The 21,673-nt window shown below is 66.1% G+C and carries 26 protein-coding genes; 11 read left to right on the forward strand and 15 right to left on the reverse strand.

Going from position 1 to position 21,673, the window contains the following annotated elements; all coding sequences use genetic code 11:
* Positions 1 to 176 precede the first annotated feature (176 nt).
* The gene (locus QQL87_RS20955) at positions 177 to 857 is read left to right on the forward strand and encodes a DUF429 domain-containing protein (RefSeq protein ID WP_284420663.1); all 681 of its coding nucleotides are present in this window, start codon (positions 177 to 179) and stop codon (positions 855 to 857) included.
* A 1,063-nt stretch (positions 858 to 1,920) separates the two neighbouring features.
* Here the strand turns inward: QQL87_RS20955 and QQL87_RS20960 are convergent.
* The 4 genes from QQL87_RS20960 to QQL87_RS20975 all read right to left on the reverse strand — a co-directional run bounded on the left by QQL87_RS20960 (position 1,921) and on the right by QQL87_RS20975 (position 5,038).
* Positions 1,921 to 2,217: a hypothetical protein gene (locus QQL87_RS20960; protein WP_284420661.1), complete on the reverse strand. Its 297-nt coding sequence runs from the start codon at positions 2,215 to 2,217 to the stop codon at positions 1,921 to 1,923.
* A gap of 112 nt (positions 2,218 to 2,329) precedes the next feature.
* The gene (locus QQL87_RS20965) at positions 2,330 to 2,878 is read right to left on the reverse strand and encodes a septation protein IspZ (protein ID WP_284420659.1); all 549 of its coding nucleotides are present in this window, start codon (positions 2,876 to 2,878) and stop codon (positions 2,330 to 2,332) included.
* Between the two features lie 25 nt (positions 2,879 to 2,903).
* Positions 2,904 to 3,488, reverse strand: a complete 585-nt coding sequence (locus tag QQL87_RS20970; protein WP_284420657.1) for a hypothetical protein — start codon at positions 3,486 to 3,488, stop codon at positions 2,904 to 2,906.
* Between the two features lie 122 nt (positions 3,489 to 3,610).
* Positions 3,611 to 5,038 (reverse strand): carotenoid oxygenase family protein, encoded by a 1,428-nt coding sequence (locus tag QQL87_RS20975; RefSeq protein ID WP_284420656.1) that lies wholly within the window; start codon positions 5,036 to 5,038, stop codon positions 3,611 to 3,613.
* A 109-nt stretch (positions 5,039 to 5,147) separates the two neighbouring features.
* Here QQL87_RS20975 and QQL87_RS20980 point away from each other — a divergent pair, with 109 nt between their 5' ends.
* Positions 5,148 to 5,870, forward strand: coding sequence for a TetR/AcrR family transcriptional regulator (locus tag QQL87_RS20980; RefSeq protein ID WP_284420655.1), 723 nt, complete (start codon positions 5,148 to 5,150; stop codon positions 5,868 to 5,870).
* 45 nt (positions 5,871 to 5,915) lie between these two features.
* Positions 5,916 to 6,212 (forward strand): hypothetical protein, encoded by a 297-nt coding sequence (locus tag QQL87_RS20985; protein ID WP_284420654.1) that lies wholly within the window; start codon positions 5,916 to 5,918, stop codon positions 6,210 to 6,212.
* Here QQL87_RS20985 and QQL87_RS20990 read toward each other — a convergent pair.
* Positions 6,209 to 6,847: a hypothetical protein gene (locus QQL87_RS20990; RefSeq protein WP_284420652.1), complete on the reverse strand. Its 639-nt coding sequence runs from the start codon at positions 6,845 to 6,847 to the stop codon at positions 6,209 to 6,211. The two genes, QQL87_RS20985 and QQL87_RS20990, sit on opposite strands and share 4 nt — an antisense overlap.
* Before the next feature lie 127 nt (positions 6,848 to 6,974).
* Between QQL87_RS20990 and QQL87_RS20995 the strand changes: the two genes are divergently transcribed.
* Entirely contained in the window at positions 6,975 to 7,646 is a 672-nt protein-coding gene (locus QQL87_RS20995) for an SET domain-containing protein (RefSeq protein ID WP_284420651.1), read from the forward strand.
* Positions 7,647 to 7,660: 14 nt separating this feature from the next.
* On the opposite strand, the gene QQL87_RS21000 is transcribed toward QQL87_RS20995, so the two are convergent.
* Positions 7,661 to 8,059 (reverse strand): hypothetical protein, encoded by a 399-nt coding sequence (locus QQL87_RS21000; protein WP_284420650.1) that lies wholly within the window; start codon positions 8,057 to 8,059, stop codon positions 7,661 to 7,663.
* Positions 8,060 to 8,092: 33 nt separating this feature from the next.
* The gene (locus QQL87_RS21005) at positions 8,093 to 8,317 is read right to left on the reverse strand and encodes a hypothetical protein (RefSeq protein WP_284420649.1); all 225 of its coding nucleotides are present in this window, start codon (positions 8,315 to 8,317) and stop codon (positions 8,093 to 8,095) included.
* A 103-nt stretch (positions 8,318 to 8,420) separates the two neighbouring features.
* Between QQL87_RS21005 and QQL87_RS21010 the strand changes: the two genes are divergently transcribed.
* Both QQL87_RS21010 and QQL87_RS21015 read left to right on the forward strand, forming a co-directional pair.
* Entirely contained in the window at positions 8,421 to 9,236 is an 816-nt protein-coding gene (locus QQL87_RS21010) for a helix-turn-helix domain-containing protein (RefSeq protein WP_284420671.1), read from the forward strand.
* A 79-nt stretch (positions 9,237 to 9,315) separates the two neighbouring features.
* Positions 9,316 to 9,981 (forward strand): DsbA family oxidoreductase, encoded by a 666-nt coding sequence (locus tag QQL87_RS21015; RefSeq protein WP_284420648.1) that lies wholly within the window; start codon positions 9,316 to 9,318, stop codon positions 9,979 to 9,981.
* Here the strand turns inward: QQL87_RS21015 and QQL87_RS21020 are convergent.
* The 3 genes from QQL87_RS21020 to QQL87_RS21030 all read right to left on the reverse strand — a co-directional run bounded on the left by QQL87_RS21020 (position 9,959) and on the right by QQL87_RS21030 (position 12,982).
* Positions 9,959 to 11,179 carry a GNAT family N-acetyltransferase gene (locus QQL87_RS21020; RefSeq protein WP_284420670.1) on the reverse strand — a complete coding sequence of 407 codons (1,221 nt, stop codon included), beginning with the start codon at positions 11,177 to 11,179 and terminating at the stop codon, positions 9,959 to 9,961. The genes QQL87_RS21015 and QQL87_RS21020 overlap by 23 nt on opposite strands.
* A gap of 152 nt (positions 11,180 to 11,331) precedes the next feature.
* The gene (locus QQL87_RS21025; RefSeq protein ID WP_284420647.1) at positions 11,332 to 12,378 is read right to left on the reverse strand and encodes an HD-GYP domain-containing protein; all 1,047 of its coding nucleotides are present in this window, start codon (positions 12,376 to 12,378) and stop codon (positions 11,332 to 11,334) included.
* Between the two features lie 193 nt (positions 12,379 to 12,571).
* Positions 12,572 to 12,982, reverse strand: a complete 411-nt coding sequence (locus QQL87_RS21030; protein ID WP_284420646.1) for a hypothetical protein — start codon at positions 12,980 to 12,982, stop codon at positions 12,572 to 12,574.
* Positions 12,983 to 13,195: 213 nt separating this feature from the next.
* On the opposite strand from QQL87_RS21030, the gene QQL87_RS21035 reads away from it, so the two are divergent.
* From QQL87_RS21035 to QQL87_RS21045, 3 genes are all read left to right on the forward strand, one after another.
* Positions 13,196 to 14,704 (forward strand): caspase family protein, encoded by a 1,509-nt coding sequence (locus QQL87_RS21035; protein ID WP_284420645.1) that lies wholly within the window; start codon positions 13,196 to 13,198, stop codon positions 14,702 to 14,704.
* A 149-nt stretch (positions 14,705 to 14,853) separates the two neighbouring features.
* The gene (locus QQL87_RS21040; RefSeq protein WP_284420644.1) at positions 14,854 to 15,084 is read left to right on the forward strand and encodes a hypothetical protein; all 231 of its coding nucleotides are present in this window, start codon (positions 14,854 to 14,856) and stop codon (positions 15,082 to 15,084) included.
* A gap of 182 nt (positions 15,085 to 15,266) precedes the next feature.
* Positions 15,267 to 17,288, forward strand: coding sequence for a pyrroloquinoline quinone-dependent dehydrogenase (locus QQL87_RS21045; RefSeq protein WP_284420643.1), 2,022 nt, complete (start codon positions 15,267 to 15,269; stop codon positions 17,286 to 17,288).
* A gap of 12 nt (positions 17,289 to 17,300) precedes the next feature.
* Here QQL87_RS21045 and QQL87_RS21050 read toward each other — a convergent pair whose 3' ends face one another.
* Both QQL87_RS21050 and QQL87_RS21055 read right to left on the reverse strand, forming a co-directional pair.
* The gene (locus tag QQL87_RS21050; RefSeq protein WP_284420669.1) at positions 17,301 to 17,552 is read right to left on the reverse strand and encodes a PilZ domain-containing protein; all 252 of its coding nucleotides are present in this window, start codon (positions 17,550 to 17,552) and stop codon (positions 17,301 to 17,303) included.
* A 162-nt stretch (positions 17,553 to 17,714) separates the two neighbouring features.
* Entirely contained in the window at positions 17,715 to 18,155 is a 441-nt protein-coding gene (locus tag QQL87_RS21055; protein WP_284420642.1) for a PaaI family thioesterase, read from the reverse strand.
* 244 nt (positions 18,156 to 18,399) lie between these two features.
* Between QQL87_RS21055 and QQL87_RS21060 the strand changes: the two genes are divergently transcribed.
* Positions 18,400 to 18,696, forward strand: a complete 297-nt coding sequence (locus QQL87_RS21060) for a hypothetical protein (RefSeq protein WP_284420641.1) — start codon at positions 18,400 to 18,402, stop codon at positions 18,694 to 18,696.
* Between the two features lie 101 nt (positions 18,697 to 18,797).
* Positions 18,798 to 19,058 carry a hypothetical protein gene (locus QQL87_RS21065; protein WP_284420640.1) on the forward strand — a complete coding sequence of 87 codons (261 nt, stop codon included), beginning with the start codon at positions 18,798 to 18,800 and terminating at the stop codon, positions 19,056 to 19,058.
* Positions 19,059 to 19,071: 13 nt separating this feature from the next.
* Here the strand turns inward: QQL87_RS21065 and QQL87_RS21070 are convergent, their stop codons facing one another.
* The 3 genes from QQL87_RS21070 to QQL87_RS21080 form a co-directional block, all read right to left on the reverse strand.
* The gene (locus QQL87_RS21070; protein WP_284420639.1) at positions 19,072 to 19,209 is read right to left on the reverse strand and encodes a hypothetical protein; all 138 of its coding nucleotides are present in this window, start codon (positions 19,207 to 19,209) and stop codon (positions 19,072 to 19,074) included.
* 188 nt (positions 19,210 to 19,397) lie between these two features.
* Positions 19,398 to 19,637 (reverse strand): DUF6894 family protein, encoded by a 240-nt coding sequence (locus QQL87_RS21075; protein WP_015665825.1) that lies wholly within the window; start codon positions 19,635 to 19,637, stop codon positions 19,398 to 19,400.
* 1,342 nt (positions 19,638 to 20,979) lie between these two features.
* Positions 20,980 to 21,333 (reverse strand): ADP-ribosylation/crystallin J1, encoded by a 354-nt coding sequence (locus QQL87_RS21080; protein WP_284420638.1) that lies wholly within the window; start codon positions 21,331 to 21,333, stop codon positions 20,980 to 20,982.
* Positions 21,334 to 21,673 lie beyond the last annotated feature (340 nt).

Genomic DNA, 21,673 nt, shown 5'->3' on the forward strand with positions numbered 1-21,673 from the left:
CATGAAACGCGGCGCAAACCTCTTAGCCCGAGGCGAAGTGTGAATCCGGTAGCCCGCAAGGGGGAGGGGAGCTCACTGCCGTCGTGATGGGCAGCTCGGCTCCCACTTCGGATGGCTGAGTTCATTGCGCCCGAGAAGAGGTGAGACTGTCGAACGCATTGGATGATTGGAGAGCAATGCGTTCCCACCGCACCCTCGGCCTCGACGGCTTTTCGCGCGGCTGGGTCGCGGTGGCGATCGAGGGCGATGCGCGTAGCATCAGTTTCCCGGCCGACATCTCCACTGCGCTCGCGGCGCCCTTCGCCCGCGCCGCCATCGACATCCCCATCGGCATGACCGACGACGGGGACCGCGCCTGCGACCAGCTCGCGCGCGACCAACTCGCACCGCACCGCTCCCGCGTCTTCACCGGCGCGCGGCGCTGGCTGTGGGAGGACTACACCGATCCCGACGAAGCGAACAAAGAAGCCTCGCGGCGTGGGCAATCTCGCGCCTCGCGCCAGCTCTGGCACCTCGGCCGCAAGATCATGGAGGTCGACGCCTTCGTGCGTGCCCATCGTGACGGCGACATCCGCGAGGCCCATCCCGAGCTGGTGTTCTTGCGTCTCAACGGCGCGCCGCTGCCGTCGAAGAAGACGGAGGAGGGGGCTGCACTGCGCCGCAAGCTGTTAGTTGCCGCGGGCTTCGCCGTCATCGACGACTGGCTGACCCGTGCCCGGATCGGCACCGGCGCCAAGCCCGACGACGTGCTCGATGCCTGCGCGGTGGCGCTCGCCGCCCGCGACTGCGCCGGGAGTGTCCCTGAGGGTAAGCCGCCGCGCGATGCGCACGGCGTGGCAATGCAGATCTGGTTTTGAGCGGTGGGCGCGACTGCTGCCTCACTCTCCGCCGTCATTCCGGGGCGACGCGCGCAGCGCGGCGAGCCCGGAATCCATCGGGCCGCGTGATCTGCCGCGACATGGATTCCGGGCTCGTGCTGCGCACGCCCCGGAATGACGGAGGACAGATCCGGCGCATCGGTCAGACGGAGGATCGGGGCGGACGTCGATCGGACCGTATTCCGAAAAAAATAAATCACTTGCCATTTTTCGGAAATAGTGATTTCCTCTCGCCATCCCGCCTCATGCAGAGGGGCGTAGCGCGCGATCGTCACGACACGCGAGGCGGGGAGGCGATGGCCGCGAGAGATCGCAGCATGCTCTCACGAGTGTGCGGACGAACGGTCTGTTGCGGACGTGAAATCGCGTGGTCCTGGCGCCCCGATGCTGGCGCCAAGCTTTCGGGTGACGATGATCCCGAGGGCGACGGTGGCTAACGAGCCGGACACTGGGGAGATCGCGTATAAGCGTGAAGACCATCGCGCAGGGAAGGCCGGGCGTTTTCCGGCTGCACCTGTGGTACCTGCCGCCTGCATTTTTCTCAGCAGGCGGGCCGCAGGCGCCAGTCGGCGCCTGGCCTTCCCTGCGCCCTCTGCATTTGAAGAGGGGCATGTCGATGCATCACTCGGGCGTTGACCGCCGCGAGACTGTGAACGCGTGTCCATGCTGTTTGAGATGTGAAGCGGATAAAGCGCGATGCGCGCAACAAGCTCGCTGTCGTCCCGGGCAAGCCGCGAGCGCGCGACAGCGCGATCGTGGCGCCGACCCGGGATCCATACGCCGCGGCGGTCGTGATGCGGAAGGTGGCAACGACGTGTCTGCCTCAAACCGCTCCCTGGGAGTATGGGTCCCTGCGTTCGCAGGGACGACAGCGGTGTGTGGAGAGGCAGCGAGGCCGCGCAGGGTGGGCAAAGCGGCCGCCCCGCAGGGCGGTCGGGTGCCCACCGTCGGTCGGCGCACTGCGCAGCGAATGGTGGGCACGGCGCGCGAGAGAGGTCGCCATGATCCGGCGGCGGGGCGCGCCTTTGCCCACCCTACAAGGTCAGCCCCGGGCGCCTGTGAACGGGAAGCTGCCCATGAAGCCGATGCCCATTTCGCCGGCGATGGTGTCGCCGGAGACCTTGCCCTTGAAGTCCAGCGTCAGCGGCATCGGGTTGGTGATGGAGACCTTCCAGGAGACCTCGTCGCCATTGACGGCGCCGTCGAAGATCTCGGCGGAATCGCCTTCCGCGGCCTGGGTGCCGGTCAGCGTGGCGCCGGAGCTCTTCAGGCTCAGGCTGGCGCTGCGCTCGCCCATCGGCGTGTTCAAGGTCAGATTCCAGTTGCCGTCCACTGCCATCGATCGTTCTCCTGGCGTTGCCATCCCGGGCCCCGAAGCACACTTCGAAGAAGCCTCGGGGCGCCCCTATAGCGCATCTCTGCTGATAAGCCCAATCCGGCGATCGGTTGCGTCAGGCCCGGGCCGCGCGCATGCGGCTTGCGATGACCAGACGGAAGGCGATGAACTGCAGGGCAAAGGCCGCGACCTTGGCGCCGGCGGCGAGAGCCATGTAGATCGCCCAGAGCTTGATGTCGCCGGTCATCGCCACCGCGATGGTGCCGAGGCCGAGCGCGAACATCAGGGCCGCCCAGGCGTAGCCGGCCACGGTGACGTATTCGGGGATGGTCTCCGACACGATGGCCGGCACGTAGCGCAGCATCCAGCCGCGCTTGAGCATGATGGCGCCGATCGCGAAATGGCCGATCGCGGGCTTGGCGAACATGAAGCGGGGGTCGTTGGTCAGCAACGTCACGCTGCCGAGCACGATGACCAGGGCAATGCTGGCATAGGCCATGAAGCCGAGGGTCTGGCCCTTGATGCGGGCCCAGATCACCTGCACCACGGCCACGGCGATCGCGGTGGCGGTGGCCAGCACGACGTCATCGGTGGCGATGTACAGGATGAAGAAAACGGCGGCAGACAGGAAGTCGGCAGTCAGTTTGGTAAACACGTCCTTCACGCACATCTCCCTGGGGCCCACCCCGTCACGAATCCTGGCCGGACATTGCGGCTGCAGTCTGTGCGGCGATGTCTTTTGTCTTACGATACTCAGGATACCAGCGCGTGAAATAAAGTGCACTGTTGCGGGCGGCAAAGGCAATGGCGAGGCCGGTCCAATAGGGCAGGCCGGGAACATAGAGCGTCATCAGGTTGCCGACCATCATCAGCAGCGTCGAGGCGGCCCAGGCACCCGTGATCACGTAATTTGCGCGCAAAAAGCCGGGCATCGCCGCCGTTTCCGGCGGAACGACCTCGAGCGCATATTGCAGGGTGAACGGGTTGCGCAGTAGCATCGAGCCGAGCGACAGCGCGAAAATGCCGCAGTCCACCGCGAGCCGCACCGCAGAGGCGCTCATCGCGGGATCGATGAGCTGGAGGTAGGCCGCTACGCCGGCGAACACGATCGCCGAGCCGAGGCCGAGGATCTTGATCGATCGCCCCTGGATGACATCCAGCGCAACCACCGCCAGGCACAGCGCGGCAGCCACGGTCAGACTGAGCGTGGCGGAGATCACCACCATCAGCGCAGCGTAGACGCCATAGGGCGCGAGGATGAGGAAGATTGTCATCGGCGGCTCCTCCCGAGCCAATCTTTACACTGCCAAGATCAGTACGGGGTGGATCAGGCCGGGTCAAGCTGAATCTTGACAGTGTCAAAATATCGTGAGGAGGCGCATTTAAGGTCGTTTTGTCAATGAGTTGTGTTTTCGGCGCCCACCCAATTGCCGTGGAAGCCGTCGGGCACGCGGTGGCCGAGATGGACCAGCGCGACCGGCCCGCTGCCGATGTCGGTCGCGTTGAAGACCGCGAGGTCGGAGGTGTTGGTCGACGCGCGCCAGACCACGGTCAGCAGCCAGCCGTCGCCCTCAGCGGCCTCCGGGCTGCGCGGCACGAACACCGGCTCGGACAGGCTGTCGCCGTCCGGCAGCAGCCAGGTCGCGCGGCGCCTGCCGGCGCCGTCGACATGGGCGAGGCCGGAGAGCGCGCCGAACAGCGGGCCGTCCGGATTGGCACAGGCGTACCAGCCATGCTGGCTCGCAAGCCCGGCAAGGCGGTCGTCGATGCGGGGGAATTCGCCGGTGAGGTCGTCGAGATAGGTTTGCGAGAAGCGGTCGGTATTCCCCGCGAGATCGAAGCTCCAGCGGCACAGCCGCGCGCGCGACTTCGCCGGATCGGTCGGGCGGCCGTCGGGATACGGAAACAGCGGCGCTTCCTCGAACTGCATGACGTCGGCGATGATGCGGCCGCCGTCGTCCCAGGCGTTCATGATGTGGAAGACGTAGCAGGCGTCACCGCGAAACCAGACGATGTCCTTGATGTCGCCGCTCCGCTTCATCACACCGACATAGGCGCCCTTGTCCGGCTCCCACGCATAAGGCGGCTGGCCGGACATCGCGCGCTGCATGCTGCCGGTGAGCGGCAGGATTGGAAACAGGACGTGGTTCGCGGTGACGATGAAGTCATGCACCATGCTGGCATAGGGCGCCTCGAAGCGGTTGAGGCGCGTCAGTTTGCCGGCGGCATCGATGGTGCCGTAGGACAGCGCCGGCGTCAGCGGCCCTGCCGCGTTGTAGCCGAAGAACAGCAATTCGCCGGTGACCGGATCGGTCTTCGGATGCGCCGTGAAGGCGCCGCGCAGGCGGCCGCCGAAATCCTGATAGCCTGTTGTCTCCAGTGTGCCCGGCTCGATCTCGGTCGGCAGATGCGCCTCCTCGAGCGCGAGCAGGCGGCCGGCATGGGCGATGATGTTGGTGTTGGCGACGCCGCCATCGGTGATGTCGGCGGGCGCGTCCGCCAGCTTGCGGCCGAAGCCGCCGAACAGCGCGCGTCCGGCGCGGCGCTCGGCCTCGAATTTCGGCGTGCGGATCCAGCGGTTGCGATAGGACGCGCGGCCGTTCTCGAGATGAAACGCGTGCAGCATGCCGTCGCCGACGAACCAGTGCGCGCCGGGCGATTCGAACTGCGGGTTGGGGCCGTTGCGATAGAGCGTGCCGTTCAATTCGCGCGGCAGCTCGCCGGTGATCGTGAGGAACGGCGCGTCGCATTCGAATGGGATCGGCGCGAGGTTGCTGCGCTCCCTGCGGTTTCCCCGGGCGGTCGTCGGCGAGGCGTCGCTCATGGCCGTTCCTCCATTTTATCTTTACGATGTAAAGATAAAGCTAGCGGGCCGGCATGGCGTGGTCAAGTCGAATCTTTACGCTGTCAAAATTGCTTGTATAAGGGGGCTCATGACCAGCAAGATGGAACAGGTTCGGGCGCGGCCGCGACGCATCGCAACATCAGCGGCCCGGCTTCGGGTGCGGCGTGCAGCCAGCGCCGCAGGCGAGGCGGCGACGCCCTATCATCACGGCGCGCTGCGCGATGCGCTGCTGGACGCGGCCGAGCGCGTGCTCGAGCGCGATGGGCTCGCCGGGCTCACCTTGCGGGCGGTGGCGCGCGAGGCGGGCGTGTCGCATGCGGCGCCGACGCATCATTTCAAGGATCTGACCGGCCTGGTCAGCGAGCTCGCCGCGATCGGCTTCACGCGCTTCAACGCGGCGATGAAGGCGGCGGGCGATTCGCCGGGCACGCCGGTCGAGCGCGCGATGGCGCGCGCGCGCGCCTATGTCGCCTATGCGCAGGCCAATCCCGGCATGTACGGCCTCATGTTCCGGACCGAGCGGCTCGACTATTCACGGCCGTCGCTGCACGAGGCGGCCGAGGCTTCGTTCGCCGGATTGGCGGGCTCGGTGGCCGCCCGCAGCGAGGGCCAGGTCGGCAACGAGGAGCTGTCGATCGATCAGGCCGCGACGATTGCGCGGGCGTGGTCGCTGGTGCACGGCTACACGATGCTGCTGCTCGATGGCCGCCTCGCCGACATCCTGCGCCGCGCGCCTGCTGGCACCAACGCCGAATCACTGCTGGAGGCGATGCTGAAGGCCACCGTGCCGAAGCTGCCGCCGGGGGCGTAGGTCGGCCGCGGGAAACAAATCCGCGACGCGATGCGTTGATCGCTCATGGCACGGACACCGCGAGCTCCCTGGAAAAAGGCCAATCCGCGCAAGCGCGCCGGCAAGGCCTCCACCCATCTCTCACCTGCCGAGAAGGCCAAAGCAAAGGCCCGCGCGCGGCGGGCGGGACGGCGCTACCCCAATCTGGTCGACAACATGCGCGTTGCCGCCGACAAGGCGGCAAAGACCAAGACCAGCGGCCGCAGGCGGGCGGCGAAATCCACGATCCCGCGCAAGCAGAAGCGGGTGAGCGCGCGCAAATCCAAGGCGAAGACGAAGTCCACGCGGAATTCTTCAAGCTAGTTGGGCGGCAGCGCCAGATCGATGGCCCGGCCGCGCATGCCGACGATCTTGATCTTGTCCTTGCCGCAGGCGAAGCCCCGCGCGGTCTCGTCAGCGGCCTGCCGCGCCAGCTCGTTCGCGTTTGTGTTCGCCGCGGCATCGACATAGGCGACGTGGCACACCGGCCCCGGCGGCAGCCGCGTCACCACCAGCATCGGCTTGTCCTTCGGCCCGTTCTTGCCCTGATCGTCATTGTCCGCAATCTGCCAGCGCTGGATGATCGCGAATGGCTTGCCGTCGGCCGTGCGCCATTCGACGGTGTTGCCGGCCGCGTTGAACGGGCCGAACCAGGACTGTGCAGCCGGCTCCTTGGCGGCCGCGCGGACGTTGCGGCCGACCGAGACGGTTTGACGAAGATCGCCCTCGTTGACGAGGACGATCAGGCCATCCTTGCCGGGGCAGGTCTGAGTCGAGCTGTCGCGCTCCTGTCGGCCGCCGATCGTGCGGCAGTCCTTTGCGGCCGCCGACGTATAGGCGCTCGCGATCGTCTCGGTCGCGGCAGGGTCGACCAGCGTGACGCACAGAACGAGCACAGCGCCGATTCGCGCCAGCACGGACGACATGGAGCGCGTGATGAAGAAATCGGCCGCAATCATCGGGGATCCGTCGGTTCGACGCGCGCAAGCTGGGGAAGGATCGCCGCAAAGGCCGGAAACACCTGACAGCGCCGTGAAATTATCCTAGAACGGCAGCCTCGCGACGTCCACTTATCAGCTCTCGGTCATGCCTGCCATTCCCTCGACCAAACCCTATCGCATCGGCCGCTCCAAGACGGGGCTCGGCCTGTTCGCTACCAAGCCGATCAAGAAGGGGACCAAGATCGTCCGCTATTTCGGTCCGCTGCTGGATTCGAAGAAGGCGGAGGACGACGCGATCGAGAACAAATATCTGTTCGAGCTCGACAAGCGCTGGACCATCGACGGCTCGGTCCGCGAGAACGTCGCCCGCTACATCAATCATTCCTGCAAGCCGAACGCCGAATCCGACGTCAAGCCGCGCAAGAAGAAGATCATCATCCGGGCCATCAAGGACATCGAGCCCGGCGAGGAGATCAACTACGACTACGGCACCGACTACTTCAAAGCCTATCTGAAGCCGATCGGCTGCAAGTGCGAGGCCTGCGAGAGGAAGCGGGCCAAGAAGAAGGCCGAGGCGCGCGCCGAGCGGACAAAAGTGAAGGCAAAGGACGAGCGCAAGGCCAAGAAGACGACCGAGAAGCCCGTCAAGGCCAACGCCAAGCAGCGCGCGAAGGCCAAGATGGACGCAGAGTCCACCGCGCGCGGCAAGGCCAAGAGCCGACGGCCGGTCTCAACCGTCGGCAAGCGCGTCAAGTCCAAGTCTGCAGCCAAGTCGGCTGCAGCCAAGCGGCCGACCAGCCGCGCGAAGGCGGCCTGATCGGCCAGCCCTGCTCAGGCCGTCACCGGTGCCGCGCTCCGGCGCAGGCCGATGTACTGCAACTCGGCGAACACGCCCGTGCCGACCGCCTGCACCGCGACGAAGATTTCGCCCAGCACGTTCGGCGCGACGAGACCCGAGAACAGCAGCGCGATGCTGCCGACCGTCCACGCCGCGTTGCCGGCGACGACCAGCAGGATCAGCGGCCTTGGCGCCATCGGCCGCAACCCCAGCCAGCCGACGAAGCTCGCGTAGACGATCAGGAACAGGCCGGTCTCACGCAGCAGCGCGTCGGGCAGTTGCAGCAGCCCCGCCAATGGCGAAGCGCCGAAGCTGAGCGCGAGGCCGGCGATGCCGCTGAACACGGCATCGGCGATCAAGGCATGGCGGAGCAGAGGGGATGAGGTGATCATGTCGGGTCTCCTTCGGTTGGGGTGAGAGGCAGTTCAACGGAACCAGGCGAGGAGCTGACGGCGCAGGCGCGCCGGGCACAGCGAGCGGGCGGCCCGGGTCTCGATCGCAGTGACCTGCGCGAAGACGAGGCGGCCCGTGACGTGCAGCAGCGGCTCCGGCATGTTGAGCGAACGCGCCAGCAGCGACGTCGCGAGGCCGGCCAGCCAGCGGCTGACGACGGTGAATGGAACGCTCTCGGGACTGTGCTGCCTGCCCATGGTCATCTCCTGTGCTGACGAGGATGATCGGCAACGCGAGGCAATTCGATTACCTCTGACGTCATGGAGGCGCTGACGTCCGCGTGATAGGTGTTCGATCATGATGACCCAGCTCGCTTCGGCGCGTGCCGACCGCGCCAAACCCGTTCATGTCGGCGAGCATCTGCGGCAGTGGCGGCAGCGCCGGCATCTGTCCCAGCTCGATCTGGCGCTCGATGCCGAGATCTCGGCACGGCATCTGAGCTTCGTCGAAACCGGCCGGGCGGCGCCGTCGCGCGACATGGTCCTCAAGCTGGCGGAGCGGTTGGACGTGCCCCTGCGTGAACGCAACGTGCTGCTGGTGGCCGCGGGCTACGCGCCGGCGTTCCAGCAGCGTCCGCTGGATGATCCGGCGCTGAAGCCCGCCCGCGAGGCGATGTCCCTCGTGCTCAGGGCGCACGAGCCGAACCCGGCGCTCGTGGTCGACCGGCACTGGAATCTGGTCGCCGCGAACCGCATGATCGCACCGCTGCTGGCGGGCATTCCGGAGCGACTGCTCGCTCCGCCGCTGAACGTGCTGCGGGTGGCGTTCCATCCCGAGGGGCTCGCTGCGCGCACGGTGAACCTCGCCGAATGGTGCGGGCATCTCTTGGAGCGGCTGCACCGGCAATGCGAGGCGACCGCCGATGCCGAGTTGCTCAAGCTCTATGAGGAGCTGAAATCCTATCCGATCCCGGCGCGGTCGGCGCCGCTCGCGGCCGACAGCGTCGCGATCCCGCTGCGGCTGCGGGTCGGCGCTGACGTGCTGAGCTTCTTCTCGACTACGATGGTGTTCGGCACGCCGGTCGACATCACGCTGTCGGAGCTGGCGCTGGAAACCTTCTTCCCGGCCGATGATCTCACCGCCACAAGGCTGAAGGAGATGGTGACCTCGCTGTGACGCCGGCTTGTCTTCGGCTTGTCTTGGCTGGCGGCCGGCTTATCTTGGGCGGGTCAAAAGCGAACCTGGAGCGAGGCGCATGGGCACCTTGAAGCCGCTGATCATCGACGTCGTCTCCGACGTCGTCTGTCCCTGGTGCTACATCGGCAAGAAGCGCATCGAGGACGCGCTGCAGCTGGTGCCGGACGTGCCGGTCGAGGTGAACTTCCGGCCGTTCTTCCTCAATCCCTGGGTGCCGCGCGAGGGCATCAGCCGCGAGCAGTATCTGACGACCAAGTTCGGCTCGGTCGAGGCCTATAAGGGCATCGCCGGCCGCGTCGTCGCGGCCGCCGAGCAGGAGGGGCTGAGCTACCGGCCCGACAAGGTCGCCCGCCAGCCCAACACGATCGATTGCCATCGCCTGATCCATTGGGCCGGCCAGATCGGCAAGGCCGCCGCGATGAAGCAGCGGCTGATGGAGCTGTACTTCCGCGACGGCGGCGATCTCACCGATACCGAGGTCCTGGTGCAGGCCGCGGCCGATTGCGGGCTCGATGCCCAGGTGGTGCGCAAGATGCTCGCGACCGACGAGGACGTGGCGCGGGTGTCGGCGCAGGCGGAGGAGGCGGCCGAGAAGGGCATCTCGGGCGTGCCGACCTACGTTTTCGCGCAGAAATACGCGGTCTCGGGCGCGCAGGATCCGCAGATGCTGGCGCGCGCCATTCGTCAGGTCTCGGCGGAGGTCAACGCCGAGGCTGCGGAGTAGCTGCCCGGCGCTTTCGCAGATCGCGCAGCGCATGGAGCGCGCGGCGCGCGAGCCCCAGGCCCTCGCGACGGGCGATCAGCGCGCCGTGAATGACCTCGACGGCTGCATCCCACGCGTAGAGCGGGATCAGCACATCGCCGATTCCGAGGCGGCCGCGCCAGATCGGATTGATCATCGGATGGTCGGGACCGGCGGTGGAATCGGCAGAGCGGATCGTCGGGTCGCTGCAGAGGTGGCGCGTCAGATCGAGCGTCAATTGCACGCCGGGTGAATATTTCGCGAACCGCTCATCGACGCCGAGCTTGAAGAAGAACGCGCGGTCCTGATGGCGCAGCACGACGCCGGCGGCGACGGAGGTCTCTCCGGCAAACAGGCTGATGATCTCGCAGGCCCCGTCATGCGCAAGCGCCGGCGCCGCGCGCCGGATGAACGCCGCGTCGCCATCGTGCTGCACCAGTGCGGTGCCGCGGCGTCCCTTCCAGCCGCTGGCCTCCAGCGTCAGAAAGGTTTCGAGCGCAGCGGTGACCTCGCCGGGCGAGCGCGCGACCTCGAAACGGACCGCGCCATGCTCGGCCAGCCGCTGGCGCTGTCGGCGCAGCTCCTTCAGCTTTTTCGCCCCGAGCGCGTCGTGGAGCACCGTCTCGCCCTCGCCGGTGGCATCGAGGCAGGCCCGCTCATAGGATTGCAGGAGTCGCGGCTGCAGCCCTTCGCGTCGGAGCGCAGCCTCGAACGCCTGCATCACGGGGCCGGCGACCGACATGTCGCGCAGGAGCATGGCGCGCGCACCGCTTCGTCGGGCCGCGCCGAGCAGGCGCGTCACGGCCTGTTCCGGGTCGGCGCGATCGAGCAGCGGGGTGCACAGCGTACCGTAGGGATGGCCGCTGGCGAGCGCGGGCAGCGGCAGTCGGTAGGCGCGCCACAGCGAGGTGACGGGCATCAGGCCGATCAGGCGCGACGGCTGATCATCGTTGCAGGCGCACAGCGCCGAACTACCGGTGTGATCGCGCGCTGAGGCATTCACCGCGCGTTCCCAGCCCGGCAGATAATAGCCGTTCGGCTCCAGCGCGCGTCCCGCCAGGTCCTGCCAGGTTTGTGGCGCGACGTCCTCAAGCGGAACGCATCGCTGCGCGAGCGCGCTGCGGACGGCGTGTCGCGCTTCCGCGGCGGATGAAGCGTGCGCAATCGTATGATCGATGATTTCGGCCACGTCCCGACGGTCCCCTTGCTGTGCCGCTGGCGGCGCAGAACGGGACGAATGGTACGGCAAAGCTGACAAGATAGGCCTTGCCGGTCAGCTCAACTTTGCCGGTCGGCCTCAACGGCCTGTTCACCACGATCGAAAATCGGGGATCAGCGGATCAGCGCGACGTCGCGGAAGGCGCCGATCAGCGGCTTTTCGAGCTTGCCCTCCATGCCCTGGAGAATCTCGTAGGCCTTCTCGCGCGCCATCACCGGCTTGTAGCTGCGATATTCGATCAGCGCCGAAAAGATGTCGGAGATGGTGAGGATGCGCGTCAGATCCGGAATGTTGTTGGCCATCAGCCCGTCAGGATAGCCGCTGCCGTCGAGGAACTCATGATGGTGGCGGACCGCATTGAGCACCTCCGCCGTGATCGCCGCGTTGTCCTTCAGGGCCTCGTATCCGGCTGCGGGGTGGGTTTCGACCAGCGAGCGTTCCTTGACGTCGAGCCGGCCCGGCTTGTCGAGGATGGTGAGCGGGATCTTCGCCTTGCCGATGTCATGGAACATGGCGGCCATATACAGCCGTTCGAGATCCGAGCTGTGGACGCCAAGGCTGAGGCCGAAATCGACCGTGATGCCCGTGACCAGAAGACAATGCTGGTAGGTGCCTTCGTGGTGGCGGCGAACCGTCGCCAGCCAGTCGGACAGGCCGTTCTCGGCGACGCAGTCGGCAATGCGTTTGCCGGCGCGTCGCGTTTCATCGATGTCGATCTCCGCACCGTTCAGCACCGCTGCGAACATCGAGGCGATGCAGGCGGCACCCGCGAATGCCGCCTGGCGGTCTTCGATGGCAACGCTCTTCGCTGCCGATGCGGGCCGGGCGTCGAGGAGCTTTCCCAGCAGTTGATTGCGGCTCGGCGTGCTCGACAGCACGCTCGTGGCGCCGAGCGCGTAGGCCTGCACCGTCGACAGGCGCGATTTGTGATTGGTGAGGAAGATGCGGCGGGGAATGCGCGCGAGCTGATCGGATATCTCTTTCAACGCGGTGATGTTGTCGACGTCGCGCAGGTCTGCGGCCACGACGATGGCGTCGATGTTGCCACCCTTGATGTCGGCGTCGCCGATCATTTCAGATGTGAGCGAGCAGCGCTCGGCGAGGAGACCGCGAAGCAGAGCAAGCTTGGCTGCATCATCGCCGACGAGATGAACGTTCATGAAAAACCAGATCCGGTGGTCGTTCCGACTTCGCGTGGGCTCAGAGTGTTGCGCGAGAATCGTTAAATTTGAGCCATTTGCGGGTATGCCGCTCGAGGGGTTGCGTTAGCATGTAGCTAACGCTTTGCGGTAGCATGGTCTTGAAATGGTCAGCCCTGGTATCGGCGGCGGCACCGGTCATCTTTTAGTTGAGCTATTTTGTCGGCATGACCGGACTGTAGCTTTGCGACAGGCAGTCGTCGCCCGCAGCCGCGCGCCTTCGATCGATGATCTCGCTTTGCTTGATCGTGAGCCGATAGGTCTGGCGCTGCAGCGGAGCGCCGGCGGCCGAGATGATCTGCGCGCGGACGCAGGCCGTCCAGGCGTCACCCTGATCCGTGCGACGGGGAGATGAGACCTCGAGATCGCGCGGCTGGGTGGTCGCGACGAAGATCATCTCGAGATTCTTGCGCACCAGGAGCGCAACGTCCGGCGGAGCTTCGGGCTGCGGCGGCTCGGGCGGCTTGACCCGCATGAATGCGGGCAGGCGCGAATTGCTGTCGGCCGCACAGCCTGCAAGCAGCAGCGCCGCGAGCAGACCAACTCGTGACACAATTCGCCGCATGTCCACCAGCCGTCCCCAAATGCGGCGCGGAAGCTAGGTCGCGATCACGGCATTGCTGCGGGATTCTCGTGCAGCAACGATGTCCGACCCTGGGTCAGCGTTTGCACCCGCGACCATCCGCCTGCGCGGGGAGTGCGGCATTTGCTCTCCGCAATGAACCCGCCAACCCGCGAGCCCGACCAACAGTCACATCAGAAGCAGAGTGGAGCTCCCATGTTTCGCCACGCCTTCAGGGCCGCCTTGCTGGTCGGCGGCTTGCTCGCGGGTCTGACGCCCGCTTTGGCCGAAAGCAGCAGGTTGGCGCTGGTGATTGGCCAGTCGGCCTACCGCTCGGTGACGCCGCTGCCGAATCCCGCCAACGACGCCAAAGCGATGGCGAAAATGTTGGAGGAGGCGGGCTTCGACGTCACGACGGCGGCTGATCTGTCGCAGCGAGATCTCAACCGGGAGGTTGGAGATTTTGCGGGCAAGGTTGCGGCGCGCGGGCCCGATACGGTGGCGCTGGTGTTCTATGCCGGCCACGGTCTGCAGATCGACGGCGAGAACTACCTGGTCCCGGTCGATGTCGATCCGCGCCGCGAGGCGGACATTCCGCTGCAGGCGGTGCGGCTCAACGATCTTCTCAATACGCTCAACGCGGTGCCGAGCCGGATGCGCATCCTGCTGCTCGACGCCTGCCGCAACAATCCGTTCCCCGCGATCACCGCGAGTGCTGGGCGCGGCCTTGCGCTGATCGACAGCAAAAGCGGAGCGCCGGGCACGTTCCTGTCCTACTCGACATCTCCAGGTGCCGAGGCCGAGGACGGCAATGGTGCCAACAGTCCCTACACCACGGCGCTGCTGCAGGCCGCGCGCGAGCCGGGGCTGCCGATCGAGGAGGCGTTCAAGCGCGTCCGCGTCGCCGTCAACAAGGCAACCGAGGGCCGCCAGACGCCGTGGGATTCCTCGTCGTTGACCGAGGATTTCCGTTTCATTGGTACGACGGACCCCAGCGCGGCCAATGCCGGCCCGCGGCCCGTGGTCGCCAAGCGCAGCGTCGACGAATGGAAGCGCAGCCTGCAGGGCAAGCCGATCGAGGCGGCCAATGAGATCATCGTCGGCGACGGCAGCGTCGAGGCTTATGAGGCCTTTGTCACGCTCTACACGGCGCCGCCCTATGGCCCGCAGGCCAGACAATGGCTGGATCTGCACAATCGGATGGCCGCCTGGAACGAGGCGGTCCTGATCAACACGGTTGCCTCCTATCAGGGTTTTCTCGACCGCTATCCGGACAGCGACCTCACGCCGACAGCCCGCAAGCTGATCGAGCGTCTGCGGAACCGCCCGGTCGTCACACCGGTCGTGGCGGCGGCGAATGCGGCGATCCCGGCTGCAGCTGCCGCGCCCCCGCCGGTCGCGCCGATCAACACCGCCCTCGGGCCGACCTGTCCCTGCTCGCAGACGCCGCCGGCCCGCAAGGCCGAGACGCCCAAGCGGGTCGAGGAGAAGCCGGTGCGCAAGCGCGCCGAGGATCCGCCGAAGCGCGCCGGCCGCCCGACGCGCCGCGATCCCGGCGATGATGATGTGGTGGTCTACGCGCCGGCACCTCCGTCCCGCGACTATTATGGTCCCCCGGTGCGGGTGGCGCCGCCGGTCAGCATCGGAATCGGCATCGGCGGTGGGTATGGCGGTGGTGGCTACGGACGCGGCCCGTCAAATTATCCGACGCGGCGAGGCTACTGAGCCGGTCGGGATCTGAATCTGAATCCGTCATCGCGGCCGTCCCGAAAGGGGCGGCCGCAGGGCATTCGGCCTGCCCAATATTCGTCCAATGGGTACGGTCCAATGGAGGAACTGTGTATCATCGTTCCTGGGTGTGCTGGAGTGAAACGATGCGGACGTTGATTGCGGCGGTTTTGATTGGCCTGATGGCATGGCCGGCATCTGCCCAGATGGGGGGCGGACGACGATCACCGTCGGCCGAGAAGGGCAGCCAGCCGGCCAAGCCGCAGGTTGATGAAAAAGCCTACAAGGCGGCGCTCGACCGGATTCCCGAGTCCAAGGAAAAATACGATCCCTGGAGTGGCGCACGGCCGACCGCGCCGGAGAAAAAGCCGAAATAACCCTCCTTATCCGATGTGCGGCGTCCGATGTTGATCGCGCCGCCAGGTCCGCCCGCTCGACGCCATTCGTCCCGCAGGGCCAGCCGTCCGTCCCAAGACCTCTGGACCGATACCTCCCTCCCTGTCGATGGAATGACCCGTGCGCGCTGCGTTCTGCGGCTGTCGCAGCACGGGGGATGTCCATGGTGTTCCGAATCGTTGCCGCCACGCTGGCCGCCATCTCGCTGCTGCTCGCGCCGGCGAGGGGCTGGCAGCACTGGGGCGGCGACGCCGGCGGAACGCGGTTCTCGCCTCTCGCGCAGATCACGCCGGACAATGTCGATCGTCTGGTGCGGGCCTGGCACTATCACACGGGTGACAGCGACAGCCGAATCGCCGCCGTGGCGGGCCGCACCAAGTTCGAAGCGACGCCGCTGCTGGTCGAGGACAGGCTCGTCTTCTGCACGCCGTTCAACGAGGTGATTGCGCTCGATCCCGGGACCGGCGAGCAGACATGGCGTTTCGATCCCAAGGTCGGCAACGGCCAGCGCCCGGCCAACCGCTATGCCTGCCGTGGCGTCGCCTATTGGGTCGACGCCGCCGCGCCGGCCGAGGTGGCGTGCCGCAGCCGGCTGTTCATGGGCACGGTCGATGCAAGGCTGATCGCGCTCGATGCGCGGACGGGACGGCCCTGCGCCGGCTTCGGCACTGATGGCGAGGTCCGCATCGACGTTGCCAAGGAGCTGTTGTGGCCGGGCGAGTTCCAGATCACCTCGGCGCCGGTCGTGAGCAGGGGAGTCGTGGTGGTCGGCTCGTCGATCGGCGACAATCAGCGCGTCGATGCGCCGGCGGGCACGGTCCGCGGCTTCGATGCGCGCAGCGGCGAATTGCGCTGGAGCTTCGATCCGCTGATCCATGACGGCATCGATGCCGGCCACGCCAATGTCTGGGCGCCGATGTCGGTCGACGAGGACCGTGGCCTGGTGTTTCTCCCGACCTCGTCGCCGAGTCCGGATTTCTTCGGCGGCGCCCGTCCCGGCGATAATCGCCATTCCGATTCCGTCGTCGCGTTGCGGATCGAGACCGGCGCGCTCGCCTGGTCGTTCCAGACCACGCATCATGACGTCTGGGACTATGACCTGCCGGCGCAGCCGACCTTGGCGCGGCTTCAGACCCCGCAGGGCGCACGCGACGTCGTGCTGCAGCCGACCAAGCAGGGCTTCGTGTTCGTGCTCGACCGCGACACCGGCGTGCCGGTCTGGCCAGTCGAGGAACGCGCGGTGCCCCAGGGCGGCGCCGACGGCGAGAAGCTGTCGCCGACGCAGCCCTTTCCGAGCCATGTGCCGCCGCTGCTGGAGCAGCGCTTCACGCCGGAGGACATCTTCCGGGCCGTGCCGCGCATCGTCGATTCCACCTGCGACGACCAGCTCGCGGGCCTGCGCAATGACGGCCTCTACACGCCGCCGACGACGCAAGGAACGCTGCTGTTTCCCATGACCGGTGGCGGCGTGAACTGGGGCGGGGCGGCGTTCGATCCGGTGCACCAGATCCTCTACGCCAATGTCAGCCGCGCCATTCACATCGTCAGGCTGATCCCGCGCGCCGAGGCCGACCGGATGACGCCGCCGCGCGGCGTCGATTTCGGCTTGCAGCGCGGCGCACCGTTCGCGGTGACGCGGGCCGTCGCAATGTCCTGGCTCGGCCTGCTGTGCAACCGGCCGCCCTGGGGCGAGATGGTCGCGGTCGACCTCAAGGCCGGCCGGATCCTGTGGCGATCGACGGTCGGCACCACCGAGGATCGCGCGCCGCTCGGGCTCGCCTTCAAATGGGGCACGCCGCTCGTCAACGGCCTCGCCGTCACGGCCGGCAGGCTCGTCTTCACCGGCGCCATGGACGCCTATCTGCGCGCCTTCGATGCCGGCACGGGACAGGAGCTGTGGCAGGGCCGGCTGCCGGCGCCGGGCGTCGCCAATCCGATGACCTATGACTGGAAGGGCGAGCAGTTCGTGGTGATCGCGGCCGGCGGACATTCCGAGGCCGGCACCTCGCTCGGGGACAGCGTGGTGGCGTTCCGGCTGGCGCGGACAGGTGAGGCGCCATCGTGGTGGTCAAGAACGATCGATCGTCCGGGCGGGCGGTTTGCCGGCGGCGCGCTGATGGCGGCGGCCGTCGTGGTGGCGCTGCTGGCGCTCGCCGGCTGGCGATGGCGACGAAGGCGCGCATGAGTCGCCTGGTCGTCAGTCGAAGGCGACGCCGATCCGCTTGTCGTGGCTCCATACCGCGTGGCAGCGCCGCGTGAACTTGTCGGCCGGGATCACCAGCGTGAAGGCTTCGGGCAGACCGACCGGGCTGACCACCTCGACCCGCGCCCCGGTCTCCGACAGGTTGCGAACCATGCAATCGACCGCGCCGCCGCCGTCGAACGCCAGCCTGCCTTGCTTGAGCACCCGGTGCCGGGGTGCGATGCGCTTGTCCGTCGTCTCGCTCATGGCCTGTAACCCGATGCCGCCTGGCGTCACCTTTCGCGTCAAAAGCGCGTAAAATAAATCAGGCCCGCCTTTCAATGCGATGAATCGGGCCTGCCAAGGTCCGCTCATCATCTTCACGTTTCGTTAAATATCCGCAGTATTGCGGAGCGGACGCCGCGCCGGTCAGAGCATCGCGAAGGCGCTCGACACCATCGCCACCGGCTTGCCGTCGCCGGCGCTCGTCAACGTCACCCGGCCGAAGCTCATGGTCCGTCCCATCCGGACCACGCGCGCCTCCGCCAGCACGTCGGCCGAGGCCACCGCGCGCATGAAATGCGTGGTCTGGTCGACGGTGGTCATCGGCCGGTAACCGCCGCTCGCCGTCACCATCGCGATCACCATCGCGGTATCGGCGAAGGCCATCAGCGCCTGGCCGCAGACGACGCCATTGTCGCGGCACAGCCGCGACGCGAACGGCATGCGCAGGAGGGCACCGGGCTCGCCTTGGGCAGAGGGCGCGATGTCCTCGACGACCAGGGCGAGATCCTTGATCCAGGGCGCGAACACATCATCCAGGATGCGCCGCGCCTGATCGATGGTGAAATCCGGGGTGTCGTTCGGCACGGGCGAGGGTCCTCCCACATCTTTGTCATTGGCTCGCGCCGCCGGGCGGAGCGGCTGGGCGTATGGGCCGCAGGCGGGCGGCTTGAAAAGGCCGGAGTTGCAAGCCTACGATGAATGCCGGCCGGCCGCCATGTTGCCTGGGACGCGTCCCGGGCATCTTCCGCAGGCCCGCCTGCAAACTTGGTTACGGACTTGGCGCGTGACCATGCAATGGTATAAGGCGGCCGATGACCGGGAGTAACCAATGAACAAGCTGATCGTGGCGATGACGGTCGCCTTGCTGGCCGGCTGGGCCGTTCCGGCGATGGCGCAGATGCCGAACATCAATCTTCTCGCGGATGGCCCCTCCAAGACCCCTGAGGAGAAGGAGGCCGAGGCCGCGCGTGAGAAGGCCTACAAGGAAACCATCCGCAAGATCCCGGACGCCAAGACGAGCGCCGATCCCTGGGGCAATGTCCGCACCGTGGAGCAGCCGAAGGCGACGCCTCCTGTGAAGACGACGGCGGCGAAGAAGCCGAAGTCCGGCGCCAGCACCAACTGATCGGGCCCAGTCGGTCCGGCCTCCCCATGCCCGGCTGACCGACTCGGATTCTGCGCGGCCTCGTCTATATTGACGGGGTGACAACGCGGTGGAGTTCGTCGATGGGGTTGCGCCCGCGGGACATTGCCAGCCGGATGGCGGCCCGGCGCAGCAAGGCCGAAGGCCGGTTGCGTGACGGCATTGTGCGAGATGGCTATGTGCGCGACACCTTCACGCTGCCGCGCGAGGAAGCGCGCGCCAAGGCGCGGGACTATCTGACGCGCTATCCAAAGGCCGGCTACATGAGTTCAGTGGAAAGCTGGCGCGAGCTTCCCGATGGCGCGATCGAATTCACGATGCGGCGATTGCCGAGCGCCGACTGAACCTGCCGGTTGCTCAATCGCGCTCGCCGAGCAGCTTGCGGGTGTCGCGGTTGATGAAGTGAAGCCGGGTGCAGGCCTTGCACACCACGGTTTCATACGCGCATGTGGGATCGCCCGGCCTTGGCTCTTCCAGCCAATGCTGCACGTTCATTCCGGTTCGTGGACATTTGAAGATCAGATTACCCATACAAGTTTAAGTGTCGGCCAGGATGGGAACTGGCTACTTGATCTGGATCAAACGCGCCTGCCAAAATGACAGGCACTCGCAACCCCGCCATGCAGGCCTGGATTGAAGGTCTGGCTTGGTTGCAATTTCGAATTGCGGAATCGCAGCTCGCGTCACGCCTGGTCGAGCGACTCGGCGACGATCCGGATGCGAAAGACCGGCTGCCGCGTTTCGTCGAGCAACTCCATCTGCCATTCGGAGTTCTCGGCGAGTTTGCGCGAGATGCTGCTGGCCATGTCGGCGCACACCGTGGTCATCTCTTTCCACGCTGCATTGCGATCGGCGCATTCTGTCCCATACTCGGACGCGCCTGAGAAGTGGCCGTTACGGATACGAAAGAAATAGAGCGGCATTGCGAAACCGGTGAGCCCTGACCGCCCCAGGCCGCTGGGTTTGATGAACGCAACGCAAATGGAGGCGCAAACGCCTCTTGGATCAATTCCGGTAAAATACGGTCGGTCGCCTCGCCGGCCCGACACGGCTGTTAGTTGTTGCGATCGACGCGAACACGCGAGCTTTGCAGCAACATGGCGACATATGCGCGGCAAACGCGTGAGCCTCGGACCGGCGCGATCCGAGGCTCGGCGTCAGTGTCGTAGCTTCCCCGCAAGGCAGTTCGGCAGTGACAGCGTCATACTACGTCACACTTGCGGGCACGCCTTGCGTCACATCAAGGTTGTATCAACAAATCAGCTCTGGTGGTTCATCGCTGCCTCCGCGCCGACGGACTGCACCGATCGCGGATCGAAGATCCGCTCTGGCACGACCGGGTGGCGATAGACGACCGTGGTCGAGCCATCGGTCGTCTCGAGCCATCCGTGGACGCGACATGCGCGCGGGGGATATCAGCGCGCAACGACCCAGACATCACGAGCCCAGAACCTCAAAAGCCTTGAACGTCGAAAGCCCTGGACCTCAGTCCAGGGCTTTCTTTCGGCGCGGATGGTTTCAGGGCCGTGCGCCTACGGGTGACGGAGCCTGCGGATGGCGCCTGCAGAAGGCATGGCTCAATCGCTTTGCAAATCGCTCGGCCATATAAGCCGGTTGAGATGGGCCGGTTGAGATAGGGCCGGTCAAAATGCACCGGTCGAGATCTGCCAATCATCATCGGAAACGAACAAACAAATTCGGGGCTGATCAAGAATTCGCTGCAGTATTCGATGACTCCTGTGCAGTACCACAACTAAAAGTTTATCGCAATGGTGGAGGTTCGGCAAGATTGACGACGCCTTGCGTGAAGGCGCGCTGTGCTGCGGGGCAGCGACGATCCTGATCAATCGCCTCGTGGGTGGCATCGCATGGACGACCGAACACCATCCCGACCATCTCGTCATGGCTCCCCGCTTTGTCTGTCGACCATCATAGCACGCATGCCGCGCGCTCGCGTAGCCCGTCGTGGCAGCTGGCCGGAACCTGACGCGTCGATGCTTCCGTTGGTTCTCGCGGCGATTGGCAGGCGGCGCAGTGGCAGCGTGGAGGCGAACTGATAGCGACACGGCTACACGTGGAACTTGTAGTAGCACCTTGTATGTCACCGGACCGCTGGAACGACGGCGAATTCGCTGTCGCTGCATGAAAACCGAGCGGCTGCTCAGCCGATGAGCCGAACAAAAGCAGAAGACCTGCGGGAACTTCGTTCCTGTCAGGAGAACCACGGAGGTGCGATCTGCGCACGCGCGCAGAAGTCTGGTTGTTTCAAGGAAAAGTTTTGACGAGCACGATCGGTCCGACGATGGCCGCATTGAGATCAGCGAGATGCTCGCTCGGAATCCAGTACTCGAGATGATCGCGCCCGCCGGCCTCGCGCACCTCGTAGCGATCGATGAAATCTCGCAGCACGTCGAAACGCAGCACATGGCCGCTGCCGCTCGCGGGCACGTTCCAGTCGCGCGCGATCTTCACCGCATAGTCCTCGGTCAGCACTGGATAGAAGATCGGCTGCTCCGGCAGCCGCGGCGGGAACGCGCGCATGCCCGACGCCGCGATCAAGGCGAGTTCCTTGGGGCCCACGGGGCGCCACAGCGTAACAATGCGATCGGTGTTGGACATCGGCTTGACGCTCGGAGATGGCTGGCTTCGTCTCGAAGATTCGAGGAAGCAAAATCGGCGAAGCCTTGCAAGCTCCTGGCGTCACTACAATCTAAGATTGAACCTGGGCTGCCATCGTAGAGGGGCGCGATATTGGATGCCACGGATGCCTCGCCGCGATCGGCAGCTGGCCGCTTCGCCGGCCTTCAGCTTGGTTCGACCGCCAGCCGATTGTGAGCCAGCTCACTTGCCCACAGCCCCGCGCGCATCACGGGGGGTGATTGCGGGGTCGTCGCCCTTCGCCGCCTTGCGCCGACCGCCTGCTGATCCTCGACCGGCGCGCCGACGCTGCGACAACGCC

Source organism: Bradyrhizobium sp. SSBR45G, from assembly GCF_030159255.1.
GTDB lineage: Bacteria > Pseudomonadota > Alphaproteobacteria > Rhizobiales > Xanthobacteraceae > Bradyrhizobium.